This is a genomic window from Micromonospora sp. CA-249363 (genome assembly GCF_050950185.1).
Classification (GTDB): Bacteria; Actinomycetota; Actinomycetes; order Mycobacteriales; family Micromonosporaceae; genus Micromonospora.
Map to the genome: position 1 here is coordinate 5,752,912 of NZ_CP192020.1, position 17,358 is coordinate 5,770,269.

At 71.5% G+C, this 17,358-nt stretch carries 16 protein-coding genes; 12 read left to right on the top strand and 4 right to left on the bottom strand.

All coding sequences use genetic code 11. The annotated features are described in order from the left end of the window. The first annotated feature begins 83 nt into the window (after positions 1 to 83). The 5 genes from ACQPZK_RS25640 (at position 84) to ACQPZK_RS25660 (ending at position 2,510) form a co-directional block, all read left to right on the top strand. The gene (locus tag ACQPZK_RS25640; protein ID WP_433459059.1) at positions 84 to 668 is read left to right on the top strand and encodes a nucleotidyltransferase; all 585 of its coding nucleotides are present in this window, start codon (positions 84 to 86) and stop codon (positions 666 to 668) included. Beyond that, positions 665 to 940: a hypothetical protein gene (locus ACQPZK_RS25645; RefSeq protein ID WP_433535399.1), complete on the top strand. Its 276-nt coding sequence runs from the start codon at positions 665 to 667 to the stop codon at positions 938 to 940. The genes ACQPZK_RS25640 and ACQPZK_RS25645 overlap by 4 nt, the downstream gene beginning before the upstream one ends. A gap of 10 nt (positions 941 to 950) precedes the next feature. Further along, positions 951 to 1,727, top strand: a complete 777-nt coding sequence (locus ACQPZK_RS25650; RefSeq protein ID WP_433535400.1) for a metallophosphoesterase family protein — start codon at positions 951 to 953, stop codon at positions 1,725 to 1,727. Beyond that, entirely contained in the window at positions 1,718 to 1,861 is a 144-nt protein-coding gene (locus ACQPZK_RS25655; RefSeq protein WP_007464364.1) for a GPGG-motif small membrane protein, read from the top strand. Before ACQPZK_RS25650 ends, ACQPZK_RS25655 begins: the two co-directional genes overlap by 10 nt. A gap of 154 nt (positions 1,862 to 2,015) precedes the next feature. Then, the gene (locus ACQPZK_RS25660) at positions 2,016 to 2,510 is read left to right on the top strand and encodes a TspO/MBR family protein (RefSeq protein WP_433535401.1); all 495 of its coding nucleotides are present in this window, start codon (positions 2,016 to 2,018) and stop codon (positions 2,508 to 2,510) included. A 48-nt stretch (positions 2,511 to 2,558) separates the two neighbouring features. On the opposite strand, the gene ACQPZK_RS25665 is transcribed toward ACQPZK_RS25660, so the two are convergent. Then, positions 2,559 to 3,332, bottom strand: a complete 774-nt coding sequence (locus ACQPZK_RS25665) for a peptidoglycan DD-metalloendopeptidase family protein (protein ID WP_433535402.1) — start codon at positions 3,330 to 3,332, stop codon at positions 2,559 to 2,561. A 251-nt stretch (positions 3,333 to 3,583) separates the two neighbouring features. On the opposite strand from ACQPZK_RS25665, the gene ACQPZK_RS25670 reads away from it, so the two are divergent. From ACQPZK_RS25670 to ACQPZK_RS25690, 5 genes are all read left to right on the top strand, one after another. Further along, positions 3,584 to 4,930 carry an ABC transporter substrate-binding protein gene (locus ACQPZK_RS25670; protein ID WP_433535403.1) on the top strand — a complete coding sequence of 449 codons (1,347 nt, stop codon included), beginning with the start codon at positions 3,584 to 3,586 and terminating at the stop codon, positions 4,928 to 4,930. A gap of 70 nt (positions 4,931 to 5,000) precedes the next feature. Beyond that, a complete protein-coding gene (locus ACQPZK_RS25675; protein ID WP_433535404.1) occupies positions 5,001 to 6,047 on the top strand; it encodes a carbohydrate ABC transporter permease in 1,047 nt (348 codons plus the stop codon). A 1-nt stretch (position 6,048) separates the two neighbouring features. Beyond that, positions 6,049 to 7,017, top strand: a complete 969-nt coding sequence (locus tag ACQPZK_RS25680) for a carbohydrate ABC transporter permease (RefSeq protein ID WP_433535405.1) — start codon at positions 6,049 to 6,051, stop codon at positions 7,015 to 7,017. A gap of 68 nt (positions 7,018 to 7,085) precedes the next feature. Next, positions 7,086 to 8,132, top strand: a complete 1,047-nt coding sequence (locus tag ACQPZK_RS25685) for a LacI family DNA-binding transcriptional regulator (RefSeq protein ID WP_433535406.1) — start codon at positions 7,086 to 7,088, stop codon at positions 8,130 to 8,132. Between the two features lie 33 nt (positions 8,133 to 8,165). Continuing rightward, a complete protein-coding gene (locus ACQPZK_RS25690) occupies positions 8,166 to 9,821 on the top strand; it encodes a glycoside hydrolase family 13 protein (RefSeq protein ID WP_433539317.1) in 1,656 nt (551 codons plus the stop codon). Between the two features lie 311 nt (positions 9,822 to 10,132). On the opposite strand, the gene ACQPZK_RS25695 is transcribed toward ACQPZK_RS25690, so the two are convergent. From ACQPZK_RS25695 to xylA, 3 genes are all read right to left on the bottom strand, one after another. After that, a complete protein-coding gene (locus ACQPZK_RS25695) occupies positions 10,133 to 11,566 on the bottom strand; it encodes an MFS transporter (RefSeq protein WP_433535407.1) in 1,434 nt (477 codons plus the stop codon). A gap of 91 nt (positions 11,567 to 11,657) precedes the next feature. Continuing rightward, the gene (gene xylB / locus ACQPZK_RS25700) at positions 11,658 to 13,076 is read right to left on the bottom strand and encodes a xylulokinase (RefSeq protein WP_433535408.1); all 1,419 of its coding nucleotides are present in this window, start codon (positions 13,074 to 13,076) and stop codon (positions 11,658 to 11,660) included. 9 nt (positions 13,077 to 13,085) lie between these two features. Further along, complete coding sequence (xylA, locus tag ACQPZK_RS25705) at positions 13,086 to 14,273, bottom strand: xylose isomerase (RefSeq protein WP_433535409.1); 1,188 nt, start codon at positions 14,271 to 14,273, stop codon at positions 13,086 to 13,088. A gap of 78 nt (positions 14,274 to 14,351) precedes the next feature. Between xylA and ACQPZK_RS25710 the strand changes: the two genes are divergently transcribed. Both ACQPZK_RS25710 and ACQPZK_RS25715 read left to right on the top strand, forming a co-directional pair. Continuing rightward, positions 14,352 to 15,590, top strand: a complete 1,239-nt coding sequence (locus ACQPZK_RS25710; RefSeq protein ID WP_433535410.1) for an ROK family protein — start codon at positions 14,352 to 14,354, stop codon at positions 15,588 to 15,590. 127 nt (positions 15,591 to 15,717) lie between these two features. Continuing rightward, positions 15,718 to 17,349: a SpoIIE family protein phosphatase gene (locus ACQPZK_RS25715; protein WP_433535411.1), complete on the top strand. Its 1,632-nt coding sequence runs from the start codon at positions 15,718 to 15,720 to the stop codon at positions 17,347 to 17,349. Positions 17,350 to 17,358 lie beyond the last annotated feature (9 nt).

Below are 17,358 nucleotides of genomic sequence, written 5' to 3' on the forward strand. Positions count from 1 at the left end.
GGACAGGTGTGGGCGACCGGAATGCCGGGTACCGGGTTCGAATCCAACCGCCTGTCCACCAACACGACCGACGGGAGATCCAGATGGCTGAGCGCGGGGACGAGAGTCTGGTGCACACCCTGAAGAAGGTCGCCGCCGTGCTCAAGCAGTCCGAGATTCCGTTCGCCCTGGGCGGCAGCTTCGCCGTCTACGCCCACGGCGGCCACTCCAGTGACCACGACGTCGACTTCCTCATCCGCGAGGCCGACGTCGAGAGGTCGCTGGAGGCGCTGGTCGCCGCCGGCTTCCGCGCCGAGCGACCGCCGGAGGACTGGCTCGTCAAGGTCTTCGACGAGGAGCGGATGGTGGACCTGATCCACCGGCCCATCGAGACGCCGGTGACCGAGGAGACGTTCGCCGACACCGTCGTACGGCCGGTGGACGCCATCCACATGCCGGTCCTGTCCGCCACCCAGCTCATGGTGCACAAGCTGCTGAGCTTCTCCCAGCACTACTGCGACTTCGCCCGCGGTCTGCCGCTGGCCCGGTCGCTGCGGGAGCAGATCGACTGGGAACGGGTACGCAAGGAGACGCAGCACTCGCCGTACGCCGAGGCGTTCCTGGTGTTGCTGGACCGGCTGGAGGTGGTGCCGGAGCCCGGCACCCCGGCAGGAGAGGAGACACCGTGACGAACGATCAGGCCGGTGGCGCGGCGCCACCCGACGAGTACGTCGAAGCGGAGATCCAACGGTCGCTCACCGAGGATCCGGCCGTCGCCGAACAGGGCATCACCGTCGTCCGACGCGATGACGTCCTCGTGCTCCACGGCGAGGTGGAGAGCGCGCACCGCCGGGAGGAGATCCTGCGTCTCGTGTCCGAGCGCTTCCCGGACGTGCCGATCACCAGCGACATCGGGGTGATCCGCGTCCAGGCGCCCACGGAGATCGAGCAACTGCCCTGAGGGAGGTTTCATGGTGATCCGGATCGCCGCCGTGGGCGACGTGCATCTGGACGAGGACGTGGTCGGCCGGTTCCGCCCGGCGCTGGAGGAGCTGCCGGAGTGCGCCGACGTGCTGCTGCTTGCCGGCGACCTGACCCGGCACGGCACCGAGGCCGAGGCGCGCTGCGTGGCGCAGGAGTTCGGCGGGCTGGCCGTACCGGTGGTCACCGTTCTGGGCAACCACGACCACCAGTGTGATCAGGTGCCACAGGTCGTGAAGGTGCTCGAGGACGCGGGCATCACCGTGCTGGAGGGCACCGGCGTCGTCCTGGACTGCGCGGGCGGCCGGCTCGGCATCGCCGGGGTCAAGGGCTTCGGCGGCGGGTTCGCCGGCCGGTGCGCGAGCGACTTCGGCGAGCCGGAGATGAAGGCGTTCGTCCGGACCACCAACGAGAGCGCGGACCGGCTGGGCGAGGCCCTGCGCTCACTGGACTGCGACATGCTCGTCGCGCTCACGCACTACGCTCCGGTCCCCGACACGCTGGTCGGCGAGCCGCTGGAGATCTATCCGTTCCTGGGGTCGTACCAGTTGGGGCAGGCGATCGACTCGGCACCGACCGCCCTGGCCCTGCACGGGCACGCGCACGCCGGCACCGAGCGGGGCATGACACCGGGAGGGGTACGCGTCCGCAACGTGGCGCACCCGGTGATCAAGCAGGCGTACAGCGTCTTTCATGTCGGGGATCAACTCGACACGGACCAGGTTTCCCCGATCGGAGGGTCGGGTATTCAGCGGTCATGGAGCTGATTCTCTGGATTCTCGCAGTCGTACTCGTGGTCGCCGGCATCCTCGCGCTGTTCCGTCGGCAGATCCTGTGGGGCATCGTCCTCATCGTCGTCGGCCTGCTGGTCGGCCCGGGTGGTGTCAGCATCTTCAATTGACGCTCGCACCTCATAAAACACTCATAACGGATACCGGGACCCGTCGGGGTCGCCGCGACCGGAGCTTCGTCCTCCCGACAGAAGCACCGGCCGCAGCGGCCCCGGCGCTTTTTTGTGGGGTTTGACCGTGCGCCAGCGCGGAAATATCTCGACCATGGAGATATCTCGCGAGGCGCCGCCCACCTCCGGCCGGCGATCGCGATGGGCGCTCGCCGCCTTCGCGGCGGCGGTCTTCGTCGCGGCCGCGATCGGCGGGCTCGGGGTGCAGGGCACCACCGACGAGTACGCGAGCCTGCGCCAGCCGGGTTGGGCGCCACCGTCGTGGCTCTTCGGCCCGGTCTGGACGATCCTCTACGCGCTGATCGCGGTCGCCGGTTGGCTGGTCTGGCGTCGGGTCGGCTTCTCCCCCGCCCTGTGGGCGTGGACCGCCCAACTCGTGCTCAACGCCGCCTGGACGCCGCTGTTCTTCGGCGCGGGCCGGTACGGGCTGGCGTTCGCCGAGATCGTGGTGATGTGGCTGACCATCGGCCTCACCGTGGTGCTGTTCGCCCGGGTGTCCCGGGGCGCGGCCGCGCTACTGCTGCCGTACTGGGCGTGGGTCACCTTCGCCGCCGCGCTGAACCTGTCGATCTGGCGGCTCAACGTCTGACCGACCGGCCGGCCTCCGGCGGGTCATCCCGCCGGAGACCAGCAGAGGTCAGCAGCGGGGTACGTTCGGGATGTAGCCGTCGTAGCCGGTGTAGACGTACGCGTCGGCGATGTAGCGTCCGCTGCCGATGCGGTCCCAGATCGAGCTGGTGCCGTAGGTGCCGGTGACGGTGGTGCCGCTGGTCTGGCAGGCGATCGTCACCCGGGTGCCGTCGGCGACGGTGCCCACCGAGGCGTAGCCGGTGCCGGGGCCGGAGCGGACGGTCAGCGGCGTGCCGCTGGTGTCGACCGTGCCGTTGCCGCTGCCGGACGAGCAACCGTTGTCGCTGGTGTAGGTCTTGGTGCCCCAGTACAGGCCGAGGGTGCCGTTGAACCGGACCTGGACGTCGTTGCCGTTGAGGCGCTGCTCGTAGTGCAGGTGCGGGCCGGTCGACCCGCCGGTGCTGCCGACCCAGCCGAGCACCTTGCCGTACCCGACGGTCTGCCCGACGGAGACGTTGAAGCCGTTGAGGTGGGCGTAGTAGGTCGTGTAACCGCCGCCGTGGTCGATCCGGACGTACTTGCCGTAACTGGTGCCGCCGAGGTCGGTGACCCGGTCGACCGTGCCGGGCGCGCTCGCCACCACCGGGTCGCCCAGGTCGTCGGTGCGGTTGAAGTCGACGGCGTACGCCGGGCTGTGGTCCGACCGGGTCTGCCCCGACCAGGACTGACCGCACGGGAACGGCACCTTGAAGGTCGGCGCGGCCAGCGCCGGGCTCGCCGGCGCCACGGCCCCTCCGACGAGCAGGCCCGTCACCAACAGGCTGATCCACCGCTTACGCATCCAGCTCCTCCAATGTTCAAAACCTTCGATGAGGTGGCTCTAGCCTGACAGATTTCTCCAATCTCCGGAAGAGCCCGGAGCTGCGGCTGGAAGCGCGCCCAACCGACGGACACGAGGTTTCGGGATTGTTACTCGCTCGTGTCTGACAGGGGGTGGACCAGACCCGATGCAAGCGCTTACATGTGTGGCACGCCCAATCGGACCGGCGCGGGTCACCAGCGGAGACCACGCCGGCTAGGAAGGAGGACGGCATGGCGGTCTTCACCAGACCACGCCAGGCCTTCGTGATCGCCGGTGTACTCGGGCTGGCGGTCACCGCCACCGCTTGCGGTACCGGCAATGACAAGAAGAGCGACAAGGCGGGCTCCGCCGAATGTGCCCCGTACGAGAAGTACGAGGGTAACGACGGCAAGAAGGTCTCGATCTACGCGTCCATCCGTGACGCCGAGGCCGACCTGCTCGAGCGCTCCTGGTCGCAGTTCACCGACTGCACCGGCATCGAGATCGCCTACGAGGGCAGCGGCGAGTTCGAGGCGCAGCTCCCCGTCCGGGTCGACGGCGGCAACGCCCCCGACATCGCCTTCGTGCCCCAGCCGGGCCTCGTGAAGCGGTTCGCGGACGCCGGCAAGCTGAAGTCCCTCGGCGCCGACACCAAGACCATGGCCGAGCAGAACATGCCGGCCGACTGGCTGAAGTACGGCACCGTCAACGGAACGCTCTACGGCGTGCCGCTCGGCGCGAACGTCAAGTCCTTCGTCTGGTACTCCCCCAAGACCTTCAAGGAGAAGGGCTGGGAGGTTCCGACCACCTGGGACCAGCTCATCGCGCTGAGCGACAAGATCGCCGCCAGCGGCATGAAGCCGTGGTGCGTGGGCGTCGAGTCCGGTGACGCCACCGGCTGGCCGGCCACCGACTGGATCGAGGACGTGATCCTGCGGACGCAGGGCCCCGAGGTCTACGACCAGTGGACCACCCACGCCATCCCGTTCAACGACCCGAGGATCGTCGACGCGGTCGACCGCGCCGGCAGCATCCTCAAGAACGAGAAGTACGTCAACGGCGGCTTCGGCGGCGTCAAGAGCATCACCACCACCGCCTTCCAGGAGGCGGGTCTGCCGGTGACCACCGGCAAGTGCGCGATGCACCGGCAGGCGTCGTTCTACGCCAACCAGTTCCCCGAGGGCACCAAGGTCGACGAGAACGGGGACGCGTTCGCGTTCTACTTCCCGGCCATCGACCCGGCCAAGGGCAAGCCGGTCCTGGGCGCTGGCGAGTTCGTCGTCGCGTACGCCGACCGTCCCGAGGTGCAGGCGGTGCAGACCTACCTCGCCTCCGCCGAGTACGTGAACAGCCGCGCGAAGCTCGGCAACTGGGTCACGGCGAACAACAAGCTGGACATCGCCAACGTGGCCAGCCCGATCGACAAGCTGTCCGTCCAGATCCTCCAGGACAAGACGGGCACCTTCCGCTTCGACGGATCCGACCTGATGCCGGCGGCCGTCGGCGCGGGAACGTTCTGGAAGGGCATGGTCGACTGGCTGAACGGCAAGCAGACCGCCCCGGTGCTCCAGGGCATCGAGAGCAGCTGGCCGAAGTGATCACGGCGGTGGCCCGGTTCGCATCCGCGAGCCGGGCCACCGGCCGATCCGGACCCGAGAGGGAGGGTTGATGGAGTTCGACTTCGCCGACGAGCAGCCGAAGCTCCTCATGCTGATGTACGGGCTGGTTGCCTTCGTACTGGTGGTGGGTGGTCTGCTCCTGCTGCTCGACGTCGTACCAGCCTGGTTCGCCCGACGGCGGGAAGCTCAGCTCGTCGCCGCCTCGGTCAGCGGCACGCCGCTGACCCGGCGGCCCAAGCAGCGGGAAGGGCTCTTCGCGCTGTTCTTCCTGCTGCCGACACTGCTGCTGCTCACCATCGGTCTTGTCGTGCCGGCCATCCGCACCATGCTGCTCTCGCTGATGAACGGGGGCAGCACCGAATGGGTGGGGCTGCGCAACTACGGCTGGATGTTCTCCGACACCTCCATGATCCGGGTCCTGATCAACACCCTGGTCTGGGTGCTCCTGGTTCCGCTGGTGGCCACCGCGTTCGGCCTCATCTACGCCGTACTCGTGGACAAGGCCCGCTTCGAGGCGATCGCCAAGTCACTGATCTTCCTGCCGATGGCCATCTCGTTCGTCGGCGCGAGCATCATCTGGAAGTTCGTCTACGCGTACCGCGGCGACGGTGACCAGATCGGCCTGCTCAACCAGATCGTCGTCAGCCTCGGCGGTGAGCCGAAGCAGTGGCTACTCGAATCACCCCTGAACACGCTGCTGCTGATCGTCATCATGGTCTGGATCCAGGCCGGCTTCGCCATGGTGGTGCTCTCCGCCGCGATCAAGGCCATCCCCGGCGACATCGTCGAAGCCGCCCGGCTCGACGGCGTCAGCCCGTGGCAGATGTTCTGGCAGATCACCATGCCGAGCATCCGGCCGGCGCTGATCGTCGTGGTGGTGACGCTCACGATCGCCACGCTCAAGGTCTTCGACATCGTCCGGACCTCGACCAACGGCAACTACGACACGAGCGTGATCGCCAGCGAGATGTACAACCAGGCCTTCCGGTACGGCCAGAACGGACAGGGCTCCGCGCTCGCGGTCTTCCTCTTCATCCTGGTCATCCCGGTCGTGGTCTACCAGATCCGCAACCTCCGTCGTCAGCGGGAGGGCTGAGATGACGACCGCAACGCCCACCGTCGCCGCCGGCGCCCAGAAGACCGCCGACGGACCGTCCACCACCGCCGGCCGGGTCCGTAAGCGGCTGAACAGCCGTACCGCGACGCTCGTCTCGATCGTCATCGCGGTGGTCTGGACCATTCCGACCTTCGGCCTGCTCGTCTCCTCCCTCCGACCGGAGGACGAGATCAAGACGACCGGCTGGTGGACGGCGTTCACCAACCCGCAGTTCACCTTGGAGAACTACCAGCAGGTCCTCTTCGGGCGGTCCGCGTCGTCGGGGCAGCTCGCCAGCTACTTCATCAACTCGCTGGCGATCACCATCCCGTCGGTGCTCTTCCCCTTGGCCTTCGCCTCGCTGGCCGCGTACGCGCTGGCGTGGATCAACTTCCGTGGGCGGGACTGGCTCTACATCGCGATCTTCGCGTTGCAGATCGTCCCGCTGCAGATGGCCCTGGTGCCGCTGCTGAAGTTCTTCTCCACCGGCGTCACCCTCGGCGGCGTCACCCTGATGCCGGCCTGGGACCTGGTCGACGAGCAGAAGTTCGCCCAGGTGTGGTTCGCGCACACCTGCTTCGCGCTTCCGTTCGCGGTCTTCCTGCTGCACAACTTCATCTCGCAGCTTCCGGGCGACCTGATGGAGGCGGCCCGCGTCGACGGGGCCACGCACCCGAAGATCTTCCGCACCATCGTCCTGCCGCTGATCACCCCGGCGCTGGCCGCGTTCGGCATCTTCCAGTTCCTCTGGGTCTGGAACGACCTGCTGGTCGCGCTGATCTTCGCTGGTGGCGGCAACGAGACCGCGCCGCTCACGGTCCGGTTGGCCGAGATGGCCGGCACCCGGGGCAACGAGTGGCAGCGACTCACGGCTGGCGCGTTCGTCTCGATCGTTGTACCGCTCGTCGTATTCCTGTCCCTGCAACGCTTCTTCGTGCGAGGCCTGCTCGCCGGCAGCGTCAAGGGCTGACCCGCTTGCCCGCCGCCGCCCCACCCCTGAGGGGCGGCGGCGGGCGACGGGCACCGAGCGGGGGAACCGTGACGAAGATAGATGATGTCGCCCGGCTGGCCGGGGTCTCCACGGCCACCGTCTCGCGCGCCCTGCGCGGGCTGCCGACGGTCTCGGCCGCCACCCGCCGCCGCGTGCTCGCGGCCGCCGAGCAGCTCGACTACGCCGTCTCGCCGAGCGCGTCCCGGCTCGCCGGTGGCCGCACCGGCACGGTCGCGGTGGTCGTACCCCGGATCACCCGCTGGTTCTTCAGCACCGTCGTCGAGGCCGTCGAGGAGCACCTCCACCACTCCGGGTACGACCTGCTGCTCTACAACCTCGGCGGTCGGGAGCAGATCCGCCAGCGGGTGCTGCGTACCGCCAACCTGCACAAACGGGTGGACGCCATCATGCTGGTCGCCACACCGCTGCGCCCGGCCGACCTGACCGCGCTGGCCGCCCTGGACCTGCCCGGGGTGACCATCAGCTCCGGCAGCCGGGTGCCCAACTGGCCCTGCGTCCGCATCGACGACGTGGCCGCGTCGCGGGTGGCCACCCGTCACCTGCTCGACCTCGGCCACCGTCGGATCGCGCACATCTCGGGCGATCCCGACGACGAGCTCGCCTATACCACCCACCTGGACCGACGCCGGGGCTACCAGGCCGAACTGCGGTCCGCCGGCCTGCGACCCGACCCGAGCCTCGACGTCGAGTCGTCGTTCACCATCGACGGCGGCAATCGCGCCGCCGCCGAACTGCTGGCCCGCGGTGAACCGCCGACGGCGATCGTCGCGGCGTGCGACGAGATGGCGATGGGCGCGATGACCGCGCTGCGCGATGCCGGTCTGCGCGTACCGCAGGACGTCAGCGTGGTCGGCATCGACGACCACGACCTCGCCGGCGTGCTGGGCCTCAGCACCGTGGCCCAGCCGGCCGCGGAGCAGGGCCGGCTGGCCGCCCGGATACTGCTCGACCCACTCGGGGCCCGCACTCTGGGCCCGATCGTCGGTCAACGGACCCCCGAGGGCGACTCGCCGGTGATCCTGCCCACTCGGCTGGTCGTCCGGGAGTCCACCGCACCGCCCCGGGCACACTGAAACATCAACCACGGCACGACACGGGAGACGACCCTGAACACCGACCCGACGCAGCAGACCGCCACCGGCTGGTGGACCGAGGCCGCCATCTACCAGATCTACCCGCGCTCGTTCGCCGACTCCGACGGCGACGGGGTCGGCGACCTGCCGGGCATCACAGCCCGCCTCGACCACCTGGTCGAGCTGGGAGTGGACGCGGTGTGGCTGTCCCCGTTCTATCCGTCACCGCAGGCCGACGCGGGCTACGACGTGGCCGACTACCGGGACGTCGACCCGCTGTTCGGCACCCTCGCCGACGCGGACCGGCTGATCGCCGAGGCCCGCTCCCGCGGTCTGCGGGTGATCGTCGACCTGGTGCCCAACCACACCTCCTCGGCGCACCGCTGGTTCCAGGAAGCCCTGGCCGCCGCACCGGGCAGCGCCCAGCGGTCCCGGTACATCTTCCGGGACGGCCTGGGCCCGGCCGGGGACCAGCCGCCGAACGACTGGCAGAGCGTCTTCGGCGGGCCGGCGTGGACCCGCACGGTCGACCCGGACGGCCAGCCCGGCCAGTGGTACCTGCACCTCTTCGACACCGGCCAGCCGGACCTCAACTGGGACAACCCGGAGGTACACGAGGAGTTCCTGGACGTCCTGCGGTTCTGGCTGGACCGCGGGGTGGACGGTTTCCGGGTCGACGTGGCGCACGGCCTCATCAAGCAGACGAACCTGCCCGACTGGCAGGAGCCCCAGGAGATCCTCTCCGGCAACGAGATCGACAAGCCGCGCCCGCCGATGTGGGACCAGGAGGGCGTGCACGAGATCTACCGGCAGTGGCGGCAGGTCCTGGACAGCTACCCCGGCGAACGGGTGCTGGTCGCCGAGGCGTGGGTCGAGCCGGCCGAGCGGCTGGCCCGCTACGTCCGCCCGGACGAGATGCACCAGGCGTTCAACTTCGAGTACCTGCTCGCCGCGTGGACCGCGCCGGCCCAGTACGCGGTGATCACCCGGTCCCTGGAGGCGACCGACTCGGTGGGCGCGCCGACGACCTGGGTGCTGTCCAACCACGACGTGGTGCGGCACGCCTCCCGGCTCGGCCTGCCGATCGGCGGCGGCCGGCCCAACGGCATCGGCATCGGCGACCCCCAGCCGGACGCGGCGCTCGGCCTGCGCCGCGCCCGGGCGGCCACCCTGCTGATGCTCGCCCTGCCCGGCTCCGCGTACCTCTACCAGGGCGAGGAGCTGGGTCTGCCCGAGCACACCACCATGCCGGACGAGGCCCGGCAGGACCCGACCTGGGCGCGCAGCGGCCACACCCAGCGGGGCCGCGACGGCTGCCGGGTGCCGATCCCGTGGGAGGCCGACGCCCCGTCGTACGGCTTCGGCCCCACCGACGCCAGTTGGCTGCCGCAGCCGCCGTCCTGGGCGGAGTACGCGCTGGACCGGCAGCGCGACGTGCCCGGCTCGACGTACGAGCTGTACCGCACGGCGCTGCGGCTGCGCCGCGCCCACGGTCTGGGCCGGGGAACGCTCGAATGGCTGTCTTCCGATGACGAGACGTTGGCGTTCCGCAACGGTGAGCTGACCGTGCTGACCAACTTCGGCGACGCGCCCGTGCCGGTCCCGCCCAACGCCGAGGTACTGGCCACCAGCGCACCCCTGACCGAGGGCACGATCCCCACCGACGTCACGGTCTATCTGCGCGGCTGACCCGCCCGATCGACCGCTGCACCTCCCAGCGCCCCACCGCCCCGACCGACCACCGCTTTCAGCGGGCCGGGTCGGTGGGGCGGTGGGGGGCCGGGTGTGCATCACGCCCTTTGCTCTGCTTCAACCCAGGCGACAGTCGGCGGCCTTACGTGTTGCCTGGGTTGAAGCAGAGCAAAGGTGGCGCTGGCCTACGCGGACCTGGGAGGCGTGGCCCCGATGATCGGGTGGCGATAACGAGATCAGGCCCTCCAGAACACCGGCCAGCGAGCCGGCGAGGGCCAGCGAGCCGGCGAGGGCACGCGGCGGCGGCTTCAGAGGCGTTCGGCTCGGGTGTGGAGCAGGTTGTGGACATTGTCGATGTCGGTGGGCGACGTGCGGGAAGCCAGCCAGTACATGACGCCGGTGGGGATGAAGAAGAGTTGGAACGCGGCCAGGCCGACGGCGAAGTTCAGGGGCGGCGGGAACGCCGTTCGCAGCCCCTGGAAGGCTCCCCAGACCAGCCCGTTGCCGGCCGCTCGGCCGACGCCGTTGACCAGGTTGCCGAGGCTGTAGACGGTCCCCCGGTGCTCCGGCGGGTTCACGTCGGCGATCAACGCGAACCAGTTCGGCGAGTTGGCCGAGGTCAGCGCGAGCGCCACCACGGCGGTGAGCAGGCTCAGCCCCACCGACGGCTCGGTGAACACACTGGCCAGCACCGCGCCGACGACCGCGCCGCCGCTCCCGCCGTCCGGGACGTCGATGGTCACCGGCACGAAGAACAACACCAGGTAGAACGGGAGCGCGGCGAGGATGCCGACCGCCGCGACCACTGCCCGGCCTCGGGGGGTACGCCGCTGCGCCGCGTCGCCGACGAGGCCGCCCACGATGGAGAGGACCCCGCCGAGTTGGAACAGGGTGGCGAAGACGCTGCCGACCACCACGGCGGTCGACTCCGAGTAGCCCTGGGCCTCGGCCCGCTCGGCGAAGAGCCTCGGCAGCCACACCAGTGAGCCGAAGGCGGCCTGCGCGGTCAGTCCCTGCAGGATCAGCCATCGGTTGGTCCGCCGGTCCAGGATGCGCGGCAGATCGGCCCGGCTGATCCGATAGTCGTACTCGGCACCGGAGTCCAGCGCGTCCACCAGTTCCGGTTGGCTCTGGCCGCGACGGATGTCGTACGTGAACAGGTACGCCACGGTGGCGGTCAGCCCCACCCCGGTCAGCAGCAGGAACGGCCGCCGCCAGTCGGTCGCACCGAGCAGCCCACCGACAAGCGTGCCGGCGAGCGTGCCGACGCCCTGGGAGAGCCCCCAGAAGCTCATCACCAACCCACGGCGGGCCGGTGAGATCAGGTCGGTGACCACCGAGAAGCCGACCGAGCCGACCGCGCCGAGGCCGACCGCCGCGACGAACTGGGCGGCCAGGAAACTGAAGTACCCGCCGGCGAGCGCGCTGCCGCCGGTGCCCGCCGCCCAGAGCAGCGTGCCCACCATGAGCAGCGGCTTACGGTTGCTGCGGTCCCCGACGTACGCCCAGCCGACCGCGGCCACCGCGCTGACCAGGAAGCTGACGGCGGTGACCACGCCCAGCAGCCCGGTCGACACGTCGAACGTCCGGGCGATCGGCCCGTACAGCGGTGGCACCAGCCCGATCGCCACGTTGTCCAGCGAGGCGAGCACCACGAACACCACGACGCTGTACAGCCGGTGCGCCGGACCACCACGCCGGCCGCGTGCGCGTTGCTCCCGCCCGCCACTGGTCACCGTCATGACCCGCAGCCAATCAGACCCGGCCGAGCCGGTCGGCACGCGGGTGGGCGTCGATCACCGTTGACCGACGCCCACCCGGTCGACCCGACGCTCAGCGCCGGTCGAGCACCAGCCCGCGAGCCGCGGCGTACTGGTCACGGACGGCGGGGACGGGCTCCGCCGCGTACTCCTCGGTGCCCTTGACATCCCACTGCGGCGGCGTCGGACCGCCCAGGGCGACCCAGGCGGCCTGGCGGGCGGCCCCGTCGGCGACGTACTCCCCGGCGGGTGGGACCACGACCGGGCAGCCGAAGACCTGCGGTGCGATCCGGCGGACCGCGGCCGAGCGTGCCCCACCGCCGACCAGGATGACCCGGCGGACGGTGGCCCCCTGGGCGGTCAGCGCGTCCAAACCGTCGGCGAGGGCGCAGAGCATGCCCTCCACGGCGGCCCGGGCCAGGTGCGCGGGGGTCGAGGTACGCAGGGTCAGGCCGTGGACCGCACCGGTGGCCAGCGGACGGTTGGGCGTGCGCTCCCCCTCCAGGTAGGGCACCATGACCAGCCCGTCCGCGCCGGCGGGGGCGGAGAGCGCCAGGTCGGCGAGCTCGTCCAGGCTGACGCCGAGCATCGTGGCGGCGGCGTCCAGCACGCGGGCCGCGTTGAGCGTGCACACCAGCGGCAGGAAACGACCGGACGCGTCGGCGAAGCCGGCCACGGCACCGCTGTCGTCGGCGGCCGGGACGTCGGCCACGCTGAACACCGTGCCGGAGGTGCCGATGGAGACGACCACGTCGCCGGGCCCGGCGCCGACGCCGAACGCGGCGGCGGCGTTGTCGCCCGTGCCCGCCCCCAGCAGGGCGTCACCCCACTCTCCGGTCAGCCGACCGGCCGACTCGGCCGGACCCAGCACCTCGGGCACCACGAGCTGCCGGCCGAACGCCCGTTCGAGCAGGTCAGGACGGTAGGTGCCGGTGGCCGGGGACCAGTAGCCGGTGCCGCTGGCGTCCCCCCGGTCGGTCCGCAGCGCCGTAAGGCCGGGCGCGCCGGCCAGCCGCCAGGTCAGCCAGTCGTGCGGCAGGCACACGGCGGCCACCCGGGCGGCCTGCTCCGGCTCGTGCCGGGCCAGCCAGCGCAGCTTGGTGATGGTGAAGCTCGCCACCGGCACGCTGCCGGTGGCGTCGGCCCAGAAGCGACGCCCCGCCTCGCCGCCGCCGGCCTCCTCGACGAGGTCGGCGGCGGCGTCGGCGGAGCGGGTGTCGTTCCACAGCAGGGCCGGACGGACCACCTGGCCGTCCTCGTCGAGGCAGACCATGCCGTGCTGCTGGCCGGCGACCGAGACCGCCGCGACGTCGGCCAGCCCACCGGCCTCGTCGACGGCGCTGCGCAGCGCCTGCCACCAGGCTTCCGGGTCGACCTCGGTGCCGTCCGGGTGCGGCGCCCGGCCCTGCCGGAGCAGCGCGCCGGTCTCCGCGTCCCGGATGACCACCTTGCAGGACTGTGTGGACGAGTCAACGCCCGCGACCAGCGGCATGGCGGGGCCTCAGCGGGCGCCGAGCAGGTGCTCGACGGCGAGCTGGTTGAGCCGGACGAAGGCGAAGCCCCGGGCGGCCACCGCGTCGACGTCGACGTCCTCGAACGCGGAACGGTCGGCCAGGAACTCCTCGTAGCCCTCGCCGTCGCCGAGCGTCGGCGTGCTCAGCTCGCCGACCTTGCTGGCGGCCAGCGCCTCGACGACCTCCGGGTCGGCGCGGAACGCCGCCGCGCGCTCCTTGAGCAGCAGGTAGGTGCTCATGTTGGCCGCAGCCGAGGCCCACACCCCGTCCATGTCCTCGGTACGCGACGGCTTGTAGTCGAAGTGCCGGGGCCCGTCGTAGGTCGGCCCGCCGTCCGGACCGCCGTTCTCCAGGAGGTCCACCAGCGCGAACGCGTTCATCAGGTCACCGTGGCCGAAGACCAGGTCCTGGTCGTACTTGATGCCACGCTGGCCGTTGAGGTCCAGGTGGAACAGCTTGCCCTGCCAGAGCGCCTGGGCGATGCCGTGGGCGTAGTTCAGCCCGGCCATCTGCTCGTGCCCGACCTCCGGGTTGAGGCCGACCAGCTCCGGGTGCTCCAGCTGGGAGATGAAGCCGAGCGCGTGCCCGATGGTGGGCAGCAGGATGTCACCGCGCGGCTCGTTCGGCTTGGGCTCCAGGGCGAACCGCAGGTTGTAGCCCTTGTCGATGGAGTACTGGGTGAGCAGGTTGACGGCCTCGCGGTAGCGGTCCAGCGCGGCCTGGACGTCCTTGGCGAGGTCGTACTCCGAGCCCTCGCGGCCACCCCACATGACGAAGGTGCTCGCGCCCAGCTCGGCGGCCAGGTCGACCTGGCGCAGCACCTTGCGCAGCGCGAAGCGGCGGACGTCGCGGTCGTTGCTGGTGAAGCCGCCGTCCTTGAAGATCGGGTGGGTGAAGAGGTTGGTGGTGACCATGGGCACCACCAGGCCGGTCTCGTCGAGGGCCTTGCGGAACCGCGCGATGTGCTGGTCCCGGGTGGCGGCGTCCGCGCCGAACGGGATCAGGTCGTCGTCGTGGAAGGTGATGCCGTACGCGCCGAGCTCGGCGAGCCGGTGCACCGCCTCGACGGCGTCGAGCTCGGGGCGGGTCGCGTCGCCGAACGGGTCGCGGGCCTGCCAGCCCACGGTCCAGAGCCCGAAGGAGAACTTGTCGGCCGGGGTGGGACGGGGTGCCATGAGTGACCTCCGGGGTGGTGGCGTCAGATATTTGTTCAGCGATTGAATTATTTTCCCGGCCTATGGCACTGTCAAGGGGTGAGCCCCACCCACGCCCCGGTCGGCGCGGCCCGTCAGGGAAGCCTGCGCGAACTCAACCTCGCCCTGGTCCTCGGCCGGATCGCCGCCGCCGACCGACCCCCGTCCCGGGCCGACCTGGCCACGGCCACCGGCCTGACCCGGGCCACCGTCTCCGCGGTCGTCGAGGACCTGCTCGCGGGCCAGCTGGTCAGCGAGGCCGACCCGGCGCCCCGGGCCGGCGCCGGCCGCCCGGCACGCGGACTGGTCCTGGCCGACCAGGGCCCGGCCGGACTCGGGCTCGAAGTCAACGTCGACTACCTGACGGTATGCGTTGTCGACCTCGCGGGCCAGGTCCGGCACCGCACCGTGCACCGCGCCGACCTGCGCCCGGTCGCGCCCGCCGACGCCCTGGCCCGCCTCGTCGACCTGGCCGGGCAGGCCCGCGTCGACGCGGCCCGGCAGGGCCTCACGCTCGCCGGGGCCGCGCTCGCCGTACCCGGCCTGGTGGACGACTCCGGACAGGTCCGGCTCGCACCGAACCTCGGCTGGCAGGACGTACCGGTGCCCGAGCTGCTGAGCGCGCACCCACCCCTCACCGATCGGGTACCGGACGTACCGGCCCTGGTGGTGGACAACGAGGCCAACCTCGCCGCGCTCGGCGAGCTGCACTCCCGGCCGCCCGGCCCGGCCAGCTTCCTGCACATCTCCGGCGAGGTCGGCATCGGCGCGGGGATCGTCCTGGACGGCGCGCTGTTCCGGGGCGTACGCGGCTGGAGCGGCGAGATCGGGCACCTGCCGGTGCACCCGCAGGGGCGGCCCTGCCGCTGCGGTGGGCGCGGCTGCCTGGAGCAGTACGCCGGTCAGGAGGCGATCGTGGCCGCCGCCGGACTGGTGCGGGCGGAGTTGCCCGCCGACACCGCGACGGCCCGCCTGGCCGAGTTGGCCGAGGGCGGCGACCCGGCCGCGCTGCGCGCCCTGCACGACGCCGGCACGGCCCTCGGGGTGGCCGTCGCCGGTGTGGTCAACCTGCTGGACCTGGACACCGTGGTGCTCGGTGGCGGGTACGCCCCGCTCGCCCCCTGGCTCTGCCCGCCGGTGCTCGCCGAGATCAAGGCCCGGGTGCTCACCGCCGCTTGGTCGCCGGTCACGGTTCGCCCCTCGACCCTCGGGCCGGAGGCCGCCGCCGTGGGCGCGGCCGGCTCGGTGGTACGGCGGATCGTCTCCCGGCCCGCCGGCTGGCTGAACCGCGCCGGCTGACCACGGGGGCGCGGTCTGGGCGTGCGTCGGTGCGGATCGGTACTCTTGCCGTCGAGCAACGATCGGCAGGCGAGGAGCCCGGGAGCAGCATGCGTACAGGTCGTCGGACGCGGGCCGGCGTCGGGCGGTGACCACGACCCAACGGGGCGGCATGGCCGGTTCGGTCGGCGGTGACGGACTGCCCGCCGACCCACCGTTGGCCCGCGAACTGCTCGACGGGTCCGCCGAGGCGGTGCTGACGACCGACGCGGCCGGCCGGGTGACCCTGGTCAACGCCCGAGCGGTCGAGCTCCTCCCGGAGATCGTCGCGGGCGTCGAGCTCTCCGGGTGCGCGATGGCCGCGCTGGCCCGCGCCGTCCGCGACGGCGCCGGCGCGTTCGAGGCCGAGCACCACGGCCGCCACCTGCGCGGCGCCCGACGGCAGCTCGCCGGCAACCGGTACGCCTGGTACGTCCGCGACGTCACCGAGGAGCACGCCCGTACCGACGCCCTGCTGGCCGAGCGCTCCCGCACCGCCTTCCTCGCCCAGGCCGGCAGCCGGCTCGGGCTCTCGCTGCACCCGGAGCAGACACTCCGTACCACCGTGACCCTCGCCGTGCCGTACCTGGCCGATGCCGCCGTGGCGCTGCTCCGCCCGCCTGCGCCGGCCGAGCCGCGTCCCCGCTTCACGCGGTACGCCGACGACGAGCCGGCCCCGGTGACCGGCCTGGCCGACGAGGAACTGGCCGACCTCGTGCCGGATCTCGGGGCGGCGTTCGACGGCGACCTCGGCGAGCCCACCTCATGGCCGGATGCCCACGTCGCCGAGCTGGCCGCCCTGCTTCCGCCCAGCTTCGGTCGGCTCGGCACGGCGCTGATCAGCCCGATGCGCGGCCCCGGCAGCCCGGCCGGCGCCCTGCTGCTCGTCCGCCGTGCCGGACGGGGCGACTTCGACGCTCGCGACCGCGAGCTGGCCCGCGAATTCGCCGCGCGGGCCGGCGCGGCGTTGGCCGCCGCCGAGCTGTACGGCGAGCAGGCCCACCTGGCCCGGGTGTTGCAGACCAGCCTGCTCCCGCCGCAGCTGCCGACGGTGCCCGGCGTACGCATGGCCGGCGGCTACCGGTCCGCGGGCGACACACTGCGCATCGGTGGGGACTTCTACGAGGTGTTCCCGCACCCACGCGGCGCGCTGTTCGCGCTGGGGGACGTGTCCGGCAAGGGCGTCGGCGCGGCCGTGCTGACCGGGCGGGTCCGTCAGTCGCTACAGACGCTACGACTCGTCGAGCAGCGGCCCCTGGAGCTGATCCACCTGCTCAACCGCACCCTGTTCGACGCGCCCGACGCGGCACGGCGCAGCCAGCTCACCACCCTGCTGCTCGGGTGGCTGGAACACGGACCGACGGGGCTGGATCTCCGGATCGCCGGTGGCGGCCACCCCGCGCCGCTACTGGTCACCGCCGCCGGTTCCGTCACGAACGTCCCGGTCGGCGGTATGCCGGTCGGCGCGCTGACCGACGCCCGGTTCTCCGAGGTCCGGGTGCATCTCGATCCGGGCGATCTGCTCCTCGCGTACACCGACGGGGTCACCGAGGCGAGCGGCGGCCCGGCCCACGCGGAGAAGTTCGGCGAGCATCGCCTGCGCGGCGCGCTCGCCGCGGCGGCCGGTCTGCCTCCGGCGGCCCTGGTCGACAGGCTGCTTCAGACGGTCGACGAATGGGTGGGCGGGCAGGCCCACGACGACATCGCCATGCTGGCGGTGTGCGCGTCGGCACCGGCCTGACCAGCGCCG